Origin of the sequence: Streptomyces sp. NPDC058964 (genome assembly GCF_042741275.1) — a bacterium.
Classification (GTDB): Bacteria; Actinomycetota; Actinomycetes; order Streptomycetales; family Streptomycetaceae; genus Streptomyces.
Genome location: NZ_JBHYKH010000332.1, coordinates 1 through 10,080 on the forward strand (window position 1 = coordinate 1; position 10,080 = coordinate 10,080).

Consider the following 10,080-nt stretch of genomic DNA (forward strand, 5'->3'; position numbering starts at 1 on the left):
GGTCAGCGGGTGCTGGTCGCCAACCGCATGCCCTCGGACGAGGGCGGCGACGTGGCCACCCTGCGCGACCGCACCGAACTGGAGCAGCTCGGCCGCGAACTCGACTCCACGCGCGGCCTCATCGACGCCCTGCGCGCGCAGGACCACGAGCACGCCAACCGCATGCACACCCTCCTGGGCCTGCTGGAACTGGAGATGTACGACGACGCCGTGGAGTTCGTCGGAGAGGTGGCCGCCACCCACCGGGTCACCGCGGAACAGATCACCGAGAAGATCCAGGACCCGCTGCTCGCCGCCCTGCTGGTCGGCAAGGCCACCGTGGCGGCCGAGCGCGGAGTGGCTCTGTGGGTCTCGGACCGCACCCGGCTCCCGGACCGGCTGATCGACCCCAGGGGCCTGGTCACCGTCGTGGGCAACCTGGTGGACAACGCCCTCGACGCCGTCGCGGGCACTCCGCACGCGCGCGTGGAGGTCGAGTTGCGCACCGAGGGGCGTACGGCCGTCCTCCGGGTGCGCGACACCGGACCCGGGATCCCGGCGGAGCAACGGGAACTGGTCTTCACCGAAGGGTGGTCCACCAAGAAACCGCCCGCGCACGGCAAACGCGGCATAGGGCTGTCGCTGGTGCGCCGGCTCGCCGAACGGCAGGGCGGGAGCGCGACGGTGAGCGAGGCGGACGGCGGGGGCGCCGAGTTCACGGTCGTGCTGCCGGACGCCCTGACCGAGCCGGAGCTGGAACCGGCCCTCACCGCACTCGTGGAGACCGCTGCCGCGGAGGAGTCGCGGTGATCGAGGTCCTGGTCGTCGACGACGACATCCGGGTCGCACGGGTCAACGCCGCCTACGTGGAGAAGGTGCCGGGCTTCCATGTGGCCGGTGAGGCGCACGACGCGGCCGAGGCGCTGCACCGGCTGGAGACGCTGCCACGGCTCGACCTGGTCCTGATGGACCACCACCTGCCCGACGAGACGGGCCTCGCGGTCGTGCGCGAGATGCGCCGACGCGGCCACCAGGCCGACGTCATCATGGTCACGGCCGCCCGGGACGTGTCGACCGTGCAGGCGGCGATGCGCCACGGCGCCCTGCACTACCTGGTGAAGCCGTTCACGTTCAAGGGTCTGCGGGCCAAGCTGGAGGCGTACGCACAGCTGCGCCGCACGCTGGAGGGCGGCGGCGAGGCGGAACAGGCCGAGGTCGACCGCATCTTCGGCGCGCTGTCCGCTCCGTCCGGGCCGGGGTTGCCCAAGGGGCACTCCCCCACCACCGCCGCGCTGGTGCGCCAGTCCCTGATGAGCGCCGGAACCCCGCTGTCGGCCCAGGAGATCGCCGAGCGGACCGGGGTGAGCCGGCAGACCGCCCAGCGCTATCTGAAGATCCTGGAGCGCACGGGGCGGGCCCGGCTGACCCTCAAATACGGCGACGCGGGCCGCCCGGAACACCGTTACGTGTGGGCGACCCGCGTCTGATCGCGGCTGGTGGGTCCGTCCGCCGGTCTACTTAGCGGCGTCGACGAACTCGGTCGTGTACGTCTTGCTCAGGTCCACCTTGGCGTTCTGGATGTTGGGGTTGAACGCCTTGAGGACCTTCTCGACGGTCTCGGGACCGTTCGCGGGCATCACGCCGTCGTCGGTGAACATCGGCAGCGTGTTCTTGATGGCCTCGGCGTAGAGCGCCTTGTCGCCCTGGGAGTAGTCGGCCGGCATCTTGGCCGCGATCTCGGACGCGCTGTGCGTGGACATCCACTTGAGCGTCCGGACGAAGGCGTTGGCCAGCTTCTGGACGGTGTCCTTGTGGCTGTTCACCCAGTCCGTCTGCATGTACAGACTTGACGAGGGGTACGGGCCGCCCAGCGCCTCCTGCGAACCCTCGGGCGTCCGCATGTCCAGCAGGATCTTCCCCGCCTTCTTGTCCAGGATGGTGGCAACGGTCGGGTCGGTCGTCATGCCGGCGTCGATCGAGCCCTTCTGCAGCGCCGAGATGAACGTCGGACCGGCCCCGACGGCGACCGGGGTGAAGTCGCTGACCTTCACGCCGTTCTTGACGGCGAGGTACTTGGTGAGGAAGTCGGTCGAGGCACCGAGACCGGTGATGCCGAGCTTCTTGCCCTTGAAGTCCTTGGGTGAGGTGATGTCCCCCGCCTTCTTGGCGGAGACGACCTCCACCTCGCCGGGGGCGTGCGAGAACTGCACCACGGACTCCACGGCCTTGCCCTTCACCTGGAGGTCGAGGGTGTGGTCGTAGAAGCCGACGGCACCCTGTACCTGGCCGGAGACGAGCGCGGTCTCCGCCTGGACGCCGGCCGGCTCGCTGAGGAGTTCCACGTCGAGCCCCTCGGCGTCGAAGTAGCCGAGCCGCTGGGTGAGCATCGCCGGCAGGTAGATGACCTTGTCCAGGCCACCGACCATGATCTTGACGTTCGTGCCCTTGCCGTCGCCCTTGCTGCCGGAGCCGGCGGAGGCGGTGCTCGCCGCGTCGTTGGCGCAGGCGGTGAGGGAGGAGAGGGCGAGCAGGCCGGCGGCGGCGAGCGACGCGTATCTGGCGGTCTTGCGCATGGCGGTTCACGTCCTTGTGAGGAGGCGGTGCGGGTACGGGGGTTCTGGGGAGCGCTCGGCCCCGGGACGGCGCCCGGTGGGACTCCGGCGGGCCGGGATCGCGCGGTCGGGCTGGGTGAGGCCGGGCTCAGTGGGCTGGGCTCAACAGGCCGGGCGCAACAGGCCGGGCTCGGGCGCCTGGGCTCGGGCGCCTGGGCTCAGTGGTCGGAGTGCGCTGGCTTCCAGCGGAAGATGCGGCGCTCGGCGAAGGTCAGCAGCCCTTCGGCCACGAGTGCGACGACCGCGAGGATGACCATCGCGGCGTAGACACCGGCCGCGTTGAAGGTGCCCTGGGACTGGGCGACCAGCAGGCCGATGCCCTTGGTCGCGCCGATGTACTCGCCGACGATGGCACCGATGAGGGCGAAGCCGAAGCTGACGTGGAGGCTGGTGAAGATCCACGAGGTGGCCGACGGGATGACCACCTGCAGTGTCACCCGGCGATCGCTCGCGCCGAGGATCCGGGCGTTCGAGACGAGGTTCCGGTCGACTTCCCGGGCGCCCTGGAAGGCGTTGAAGAACACCGGGAAGAACACCAGCACCACGGCTGACGCCACCTTGGAGGCGGGGCCCAGGCCGAACCAGATCACGAAGATCGGGGCCAGGACGATCCTGGGGATCGAGTTGAGCACCTTGATGTATGGACCAAGGACATCGGCGAGGAAGGTGATCCGTCCCAGCGCGATACCGAAGAGCACACCGGCGACGACACCGATGACCCAGCCGAGCAGTGCCTCGTGGAGCGTGTACCAGATCTGCTCGCCGAGGGAACCGAGCGCGGTCCCGTGCGTCAACCAGGTGTAGATCTGGTCCCAGATCTGCGAGGGCATCGAGAAGTTGAACGGATCAATGACCTTGGCCCGGGAGAGCACCTCCCACAGACCGAGGACGGCGACCAGGAGCAGTATCCGGGCGGCCGAGACGACGATCTTGCGTCTGCGTGCGGCCTGCGCCCGTGACTGCGCACGGCCCGGTGTCTTGACGGTGTCGACGACAGGTGTGGTGACGACCTCAGGCGACATTTGCGGCACCCCTCTCGCGGGTGATGCGGACCTCTTCGCCGAGGGACTCCCAGATCTCGCGGTAGATCTCGATGAACCGCGGCTCCAGCCGCACCGACTCGACCTTGCGCGGCCGGGGCAGGTCGATGTCGAAGACCTGCTTCACGGTCGCGGGTCCGGCGGTCATCACGACGACCTTGTCGGCCAGCGCGATGGACTCCTCCAGATCGTGGGTGACGAAGACGACGGAGGCGCCCGTGCCCTCCCACAGCTCCAGGAGCTCGTCCGACATCAGCGCCCTGGTCTGCACGTCGAGCGCAGAGAAGGGCTCGTCCATCAGCAGGATCTCGGGGTCGTTGACGAAGGTGGCGGCGAGGGCGACGCGCTTGCGCTGTCCGCCGGAGAGCTGGTGCGGATAGCGGTCCTCGAAGGCGGCGAGCCCGACCCGGGCCAGCCATTCACGGGCTTTCTCCTTGGCCTCCGCCTTCGGGACACCCCGGAAGCGGGGGCCGGCCATGACGTTGGACAGAACCGTGCGCCAGGGGAAGGTGGCGTCCTGCTGGAAGACGAAGCCGACCTTGTCACCGACGCCGGAGACCGGCCGCCCAGCCACCAGCACCTCGCCTTCGGTGGGCTCCTCCAACCCGCTGACCAGGGTCAGCGTGGTCGACTTGCCGCAACCGGTCGGGCCGACGACAGCCACGAACTCACCCCGTCCGACGGTGAGATCCAGGTCGCGGACGGCAGTGTGCAGACCCCCCGAAGGGGTTCTGAAGATCTTGCTCGCGCCCCGCAGCTCGATCGCGGGGCTGGTGTCTGCGCTCATGGCCCGGGACGGTAGGTGTGGCCCCGGCCACAGCAGCAGTCTTCTGAGCGCAAGCCGTTCTTTTGCTCGCAAGAGCCTGTTGTGCTCATTTTGCTCGCGCTACAACTGCGGAGCACGAAACACGGGCTTAACGCTCGCCGGCCTTGAAGGAGAGGCCTGATGATTGACGTCCTGGTGGTGGACGACGACTTCCGCGTCGCCGAGATAAACGCCAAGTACGTGGCAAAGGTTCCCGGCTTCCGGGTGGTCGCCCGGGCACACAGCGGCGCCCAGGCCCTGGCCGCCGTGGAACGCGGGGCCATCGACCTGGTCCTGCTCGACCACTACCTGCCGGACCAGACCGGCCTCGAACTCGTCCACCGGATGCGGGAACAGGGTCACGGCACCGACGTCATCATGATCACGGCGGCCAGCGATGTGACGACCGTACAGAAGGCAATGCGGCTCGGCGCCCTGCATTACCTGGTCAAGCCGTTCACCTTCGCCGCCCTGCGCACCCGTCTGGACTCCTACGCCGCCCTGCGCCGCACCGTCGACCGGGTCGGCGGGCGGGGCCTGACCGGACAGGAACAGGTCGACCGGATCTTCGGCGCGCTGCGGACCGCACCCGCGCCGAGCACGCCCGGCCTCCCCGGCGGTCACTCGGAGCCCACGACGGACCTCATCTGCGGCGTCCTGCATCGCGCCGGCCACCCACTGTCCGCCCACGAGGTCGCCGCCGAGACCGGCCTGAGCCGCTCGACGGCCCAGCGCTATCTGCGCCACCTGGAACAGGCCGGCAGGCTCCGGCTCTCCCTGAAGTACGGCGACACGGGACGGCCGGAGCACCGGTACGCCTGGGTGGCACCGTAGGGGCTCACCTCCCGGACGCACGAACGGCGCGGCGACGGTTCACCCGCCGCCCGGCGACCAGACGGCGTGACGGTTCGCCGCCCCGGCACGGGAGCCGCATCTACACCGCTCCCGCTCCGGTCAGCGACCGCACCTCGGTCTCCGCGTGTTTGGCCTCGTCCGGAATCTCGGCCGAGGTGACCGTCCCCAGCCAACCCGAGAGGAAACCGAGCGGGATGGAGACGATGCCGGGGTTCTGCAGCGGGAAGTACTGGAAGTCGACGCCCGGGAACAGCGAACCGGGGCTGCCGGACACCACCGGGGACAGCAGGACGAGCCCCAGTGCCGGAACGAGTCCGCCGTACACGGCCCACACCGCGCCACGTGTCGTGAATCCACGCCAGAACAGCGAGTAGAGCAGCACGGGCAGGTTCGCGGACGCGGCCACGGCGAAGGCCAGGCCCACCAGGAAGGCCACGTTGAGGTCACGGGCCAGCAGGCCCAGCGCGATCGCGACGGCGCCGATGCCGACCGCCGCCACCCGTGCCACGGCCACCTCACTGCGCGGCTGCCGGCCCCGCCCGCCGCGCCCGCGGCACAGCGAGGCGTACAGGTCGTGGGCCACCGACGCGGAGGAGGCGAGGGTGATCCCGGCGACCACCGCAAGGATCGTGGCGAAGGCGACGGCCGCGACGACCGCGAAGAGCACCGTGCCAGCGGTGGAGTCGGCTCCACCGCCCAGGTCGAGTGCCAGCAGCGGGACCGCCGTGTTCCCCGCCGCGTTCGAACCGCGCACGGCCTCCGGCCCGACGATCGCGGCCGCTCCGAACCCGAGCACGAACGTCATCAGGTAGAAACCGCCGATCAGCCCGATCGCCCACACCACCGAACGGCGGGCGGCCCTCGCCGTCGGCACGGTGTAGAAGCGGGACAGGATGTGCGGTAGCCCCGCCGTGCCCAGCACCAGCGCGAGGCCGAGGCTGATGAAGTCGAACCGCGCGGTCCAGTCCCCGCCGTACTTGAGGCCGGGCGCAAGGAACGCGTCCCCGCGGCCGCTTCGCTCCGCGGCCGTGAGCAGCAGCCGGTCGACGTCGCCATGGAACCGCACCAGGACGAGCGCCGTCAGCGCGACCGTCCCGCCGAGCAGCAGAACCGCCTTCACGATCTGGATCCAGGTGGTGGCCCGCATCCCGCCCAACGACACATAGATCACCATGAGCGCGCCGACACCGATCACGGTCCACGCCTGCGCGGCTTCACTCGTCCGCCCGAGCAGCAGCGCGACCAGGCTGCCCGCCCCCACCATTTGCGCCACCAAATAGAGAACGGAAACGGTGACCGAGGAGGTTCCCGCCGCGATCCGTACCGGCCGCTCGCTCATCCGCGCCGCCACCACGTCGGCGAGCGTGAACCGCCCGCAGTTGCGCACCAGTTCGGCGACCAGGAACAGCACCACCAGCCAGGCCACCAGGAAACCCACCACGTACAGCAGCCCGTCGTAGCCGAACAGGGCGATAAGGCCGGTGACTCCCAGGAAGGAGGCGGCTGACATGTAGTCGCCCGCAATGGCAAAACCATTCTCCATCGGGGAGAAGAGCCGGCCTCCGGCGTAGAACTCCTCCGCGGAACCATGCCGGTTGCGGCTCACCCACGTCGTGATCGCCAGCGTGACGGCCACGAACCCGCTGAACAGCACGAGAGCCAGTGCCTGGTGATGCCCCGTCACGATGCGCCGCCCCGGACTCCGCGTGTCAGCTCCTGTGTGTCCCAGCGCAGGTCGAGCGCGGCCCGGTCCCTGTGCAGCCGGGCATGGCGGGCGTACGCCCAGGTGAGCAGAAAGGTGCTGAGAAACTGCCCGAGACCGGCAAGCATCCCCACGTTCACAGCGCCCGCCACCGGCCTGGCCATGAAACCGGGCGCCGCCGTCGCCGCGACCACGTAACCCAGGTACCAGGCAAAGAAGATGACGGCCCCCGGTACCACGAACCTGCGGTACCGGTTGCGCACCTCCTGGAAGGCCGTGCTGCGCTGCACCTCCAGATACACGTCACGCACGCGAACTGCCGCCCCCTCCCGCTCCTCGCGCGCGCCGGGCACGACGGGAGCGGGCACACCCGTGCCGTCCACCTCGCCCCAGCCGGAGGCCAGTGCGTCGTACCAGGGGTCCTCGTATCCCACTTCGTGGGAGGCCGGGCCACGGTCTTCGTGGTGCCCGGCCGAACTCTCGGGACCGCCTCCGCCTTCGCAGGGACGGCCGTTGCTTGGCTGCATGCCCAAGCATGGACAGATCGGGAAGATCTCTGACTCTTCTTCTCCCAGCTCTTCACCCCATCAGGTGACTCAACCCGCTGGTGGGCGCACCAGTCCCTTCCCGTACGCGTAACGCACCGCCTGTGCACGGTCCTTGAGCCCGGTCTTGGCGAAGAGGTTGTTGATGTGGGTCTTCACGGTCGCGGTCGAGACGTGCAGCCGACGGGCGATCTCCTGGTTGCTGAGTCCCTCGGCGATCAGCACCAGAACCTCGGTCTCCCGCGCCGTCAGCCCATCGGGCGCCTCGGCGGGCGCCGGCAGCGGCTCGGGCTCCGACAGGCGTTCCAGCAGTCGCCGTTGGACACTCGGCGACAGACCCGCCGCCCCGGACAGCACGCTCTCCACGGCTCGCACGATCTCGTCCCCGTCCGCGTCCTTGGTGAGGTAGCCGCGCGCCCCCGCTCTCAGCGCCGGGAACAGCGACTCGTCGTCCGCGTACGTGGTGAGCACCACGACCTGGGTGCCGGGGTATTCCGCCCGGATCCGCCGGGTCGCCTCCACGCCGTCGCAGCGTGGCATCCGCAGGTCCATCAGAACCACGTCCGGGGCGAGTTCGGCGACCAGCTTCACGGCCTCGTCCCCGTCACCCGCGGCACCGACGACCTCGATCCCCGGCAGCAGTCCGAGCAGCATCACGATGCCTTCCCGGACCACGGTCTGGTCGTCCGCCACGATCACCCGCGCGGGCTTCCTGCCCGCCTCCTCCGTCATGCGGGCACCTTCAACGTCACCACGAATCCCTCCTCGTCCGGTCCGGCCTCCAGCGAACCGCCCAGCAGCTCGGCACGCTCGCGCATGCCCAGCAGACCGTACCCGGCCCCGGCGCCCGTCAGCTCGCCCGGCCTGCCCCCCGAGTCCCGCACGTTCAAGGTCACTTCGTGATCGCTGTAGTCCAGGAGCACCCGGACCTTGGCCCCGTGGGCATGCTTGCGAACGTTCGTCAGCGCTTCCTGGGCGACTCTTCGCACGGCCTGCGACGCCTCCACGGGCAGCACTCTGCGCTCACCCGTCACGGTGACCTCGGCGCCGTCGGCCGCGCTGACGAGTTCCGTCAGGAAGTCCTCCAGCGGGGTCAGCTCGCCGCGCAGCGCGGAGAGCGCCTGCCGGGTTTCGGCGAGGCCGTCCCGGGCCATGCCCCGCGCCGCCACCACCCGCTCGAGGATCTGCTCCCGGTCGGCGTCGCGCTCGATCAGCAGCCGGGCCGCCTCCAGGTGCACCAGCTGGGCCGACAGACTGTGCGCGAGGACGTCGTGGATCTCCCGCGCGATCCTGGCCCGCTCCGCCAGTGCCGCCGACTCCGCCTCGGCCGCCCGGGCGGCCCGTTCCTGGGCGAGCAGGCGTTGGGCGCTGCCCCGTGCCTCGGCGTCCAGGCGGAGGACATAGCCGGCGAGGGCCATCCCCACGACGGTGGCGGCAGTGGTCAGCCACACGTCGTTGTTCACCGCCGAGTACGAGGCGAGGGCCACGGAGGCCACGGGCAGAGCGGCGCCCAGGGGTAGTCGCTCGAGGGCGGAGATTCCGCAGCCGCACCAGATCACGAGGGCAGGGCCCTTGAACCCGGTGGCCTGTGCCGCGACCGCGATGCCCAGCAGCACACTGATGAGGGCAAGGGACGGCAGCAGCCGGTGCGCATAGGTCGTGCGGAAGAAGGCCCACGAGACGACGGCGACGACGACGACGCCCGCCGCGGCGGCGACCGCACCCCAGCCCTGGACGTGAGAGGTGTTGAAGGCTCCCCACAGGAGGATGGCGATCACCAGGAGCCTCACGGCCCGGGCGATCATCCGCCGGGGCCGTGAGATGCCCTCGCGGCCGAGCGCCTCGCGCGAGGGCCAGCGCGTCCAGGCGTTCTCCGTCATACGCGCTCCTTCGTCGCCGACCGGGCCACGCTGTCACCGTACGCCGCACCCTGTACAGCAGACCTCTTCAGCGACTGCGCACGCCAGGTCAGGACCCCGGAGCGAACCAGCAGGGTGGCTGCGAGACCGGCCATGAGCGCGGAGCTGTCCTGGTGCATGCCGACGAGGGCACCGAGTGCGAAGAGGGCGACGCGCAGACAGATGCCGACGCCCCAGACAACCGCGCTCGCCTTGGTGCTCCTGGTCCAGACGACACCGTCCGGTTCCGTCCACACCCGGGTCGTCCAGGCCCAGCCGGCCCCGGTGGCCAGGCCTATCAGCACCTCGGCGGACAGCAGCACGGCGGATCCCACACGGTGGTGGGCGTCGAGTATGCCGGGTTCGCGCAGCGCCAGGAACGCGAGGACGAGGGGCACGATCCACCAGCGCCGGTCGGTGTCGATCGGGCGGGCGCGGAACTGTCGTACGACCACCAGCGCGACGACGGCGACGATCACCAACGCGTTGACGAGCCCGGGCATCAGAGCCTCCGTGAGCGGGAAGGGGTTCGTCGGCAGCGAGTCCTGCCGACGCCTTCGAAGCTACGGAAATTCGCAGGTCAGCTCATCGGAGCCGGGGTGGATCGCGGGTGGAACCTCACGGCCGGCCGCTCTCCACCCGCG

11 protein-coding genes are annotated in these 10,080 nt (G+C 70.1%); 3 read left to right on the top strand and 8 right to left on the bottom strand.

From position 1 onward, the window contains the following. Positions 1-789, top strand: a 789-nt coding sequence (locus tag ACFW2E_RS31580) for a sensor histidine kinase (RefSeq protein WP_384470646.1), incomplete at its 5' end; no start/stop codon positions are given. Further along, on the top strand, positions 786-1,466 hold the full coding sequence (locus tag ACFW2E_RS31585; protein WP_384470649.1) for a response regulator: 681 nt from the start codon (positions 786-788) through the stop codon (positions 1,464-1,466). The genes ACFW2E_RS31580 and ACFW2E_RS31585, both read left to right, overlap by 4 nt. A 27-nt stretch (positions 1,467-1,493) precedes the next feature. Here the strand turns inward: ACFW2E_RS31585 and ACFW2E_RS31590 are convergent, their stop codons facing one another. The 3 genes from ACFW2E_RS31590 to ACFW2E_RS31600 all read right to left on the bottom strand — a co-directional run bounded on the left by ACFW2E_RS31590 (position 1,494) and on the right by ACFW2E_RS31600 (position 4,418). Continuing rightward, positions 1,494-2,552, bottom strand: coding sequence for an ABC transporter substrate-binding protein (locus ACFW2E_RS31590; RefSeq protein WP_384470652.1), 1,059 nt, complete (start codon positions 2,550-2,552; stop codon positions 1,494-1,496). A gap of 197 nt (positions 2,553-2,749) precedes the next feature. Next, the gene (locus tag ACFW2E_RS31595; protein WP_384470655.1) at positions 2,750-3,613 is read right to left on the bottom strand and encodes an ABC transporter permease; all 864 of its coding nucleotides are present in this window, start codon (positions 3,611-3,613) and stop codon (positions 2,750-2,752) included. Beyond that, entirely contained in the window at positions 3,603-4,418 is an 816-nt protein-coding gene (locus tag ACFW2E_RS31600; RefSeq protein WP_384470658.1) for an ABC transporter ATP-binding protein, read from the bottom strand. The genes ACFW2E_RS31595 and ACFW2E_RS31600 overlap by 11 nt, the downstream gene beginning before the upstream one ends. 159 nt (positions 4,419-4,577) lie before the next feature. Here ACFW2E_RS31600 and ACFW2E_RS31605 point away from each other — a divergent pair, with 159 nt between their 5' ends. Continuing rightward, a complete protein-coding gene (locus ACFW2E_RS31605) occupies positions 4,578-5,270 on the top strand; it encodes a response regulator (RefSeq protein WP_384470661.1) in 693 nt (230 codons plus the stop codon). Between the two features lie 100 nt (positions 5,271-5,370). Here ACFW2E_RS31605 and ACFW2E_RS31610 read toward each other — a convergent pair whose 3' ends face one another. The 5 genes from ACFW2E_RS31610 to ACFW2E_RS31630 form a co-directional block, all read right to left on the bottom strand. Next, entirely contained in the window at positions 5,371-6,975 is a 1,605-nt protein-coding gene (locus tag ACFW2E_RS31610) for a cation acetate symporter (protein ID WP_384470664.1), read from the bottom strand. Further along, on the bottom strand, positions 6,972-7,520 hold the full coding sequence (locus ACFW2E_RS31615; protein ID WP_384470666.1) for a DUF485 domain-containing protein: 549 nt from the start codon (positions 7,518-7,520) through the stop codon (positions 6,972-6,974). Before ACFW2E_RS31615 ends, ACFW2E_RS31610 begins: the two co-directional genes overlap by 4 nt. A gap of 69 nt (positions 7,521-7,589) precedes the next feature. Beyond that, positions 7,590-8,270 carry a response regulator gene (locus ACFW2E_RS31620; protein WP_384470669.1) on the bottom strand — a complete coding sequence of 227 codons (681 nt, stop codon included), beginning with the start codon at positions 8,268-8,270 and terminating at the stop codon, positions 7,590-7,592. Beyond that, the gene (locus ACFW2E_RS31625) at positions 8,267-9,418 is read right to left on the bottom strand and encodes a sensor histidine kinase (protein WP_384470672.1); all 1,152 of its coding nucleotides are present in this window, start codon (positions 9,416-9,418) and stop codon (positions 8,267-8,269) included. The genes ACFW2E_RS31620 and ACFW2E_RS31625 overlap by 4 nt, the downstream gene beginning before the upstream one ends. Continuing rightward, a complete protein-coding gene (locus ACFW2E_RS31630) occupies positions 9,415-9,939 on the bottom strand; it encodes a DUF1453 domain-containing protein (protein ID WP_384470675.1) in 525 nt (174 codons plus the stop codon). The genes ACFW2E_RS31625 and ACFW2E_RS31630 overlap by 4 nt, the downstream gene beginning before the upstream one ends. Positions 9,940-10,080 lie beyond the last annotated feature (141 nt).

Coding starts and splice junctions, on each gene's coding strand:
- ACFW2E_RS31595 (WP_384470655.1), bottom strand. CDS start 3,613: ATGTCGCCTGAGGTCGTCACCACACCTGTCGTCGACACCGTCAAGACA.
- ACFW2E_RS31605 (WP_384470661.1), top strand. CDS start 4,578: ATGATTGACGTCCTGGTGGTGGACGACGACTTCCGCGTCGCCGAGATA.
- ACFW2E_RS31630 (WP_384470675.1), bottom strand. CDS start 9,939: ATGCCCGGGCTCGTCAACGCGTTGGTGATCGTCGCCGTCGTCGCGCTG.
- ACFW2E_RS31620 (WP_384470669.1), bottom strand. CDS start 8,270: ATGACGGAGGAGGCGGGCAGGAAGCCCGCGCGGGTGATCGTGGCGGAC.
- ACFW2E_RS31625 (WP_384470672.1), bottom strand. CDS start 9,418: ATGACGGAGAACGCCTGGACGCGCTGGCCCTCGCGCGAGGCGCTCGGC.
- ACFW2E_RS31615 (WP_384470666.1), bottom strand. CDS start 7,520: ATGCAGCCAAGCAACGGCCGTCCCTGCGAAGGCGGAGGCGGTCCCGAG.
- ACFW2E_RS31590 (WP_384470652.1), bottom strand. CDS start 2,552: ATGCGCAAGACCGCCAGATACGCGTCGCTCGCCGCCGCCGGCCTGCTC.
- ACFW2E_RS31600 (WP_384470658.1), bottom strand. CDS start 4,418: ATGAGCGCAGACACCAGCCCCGCGATCGAGCTGCGGGGCGCGAGCAAG.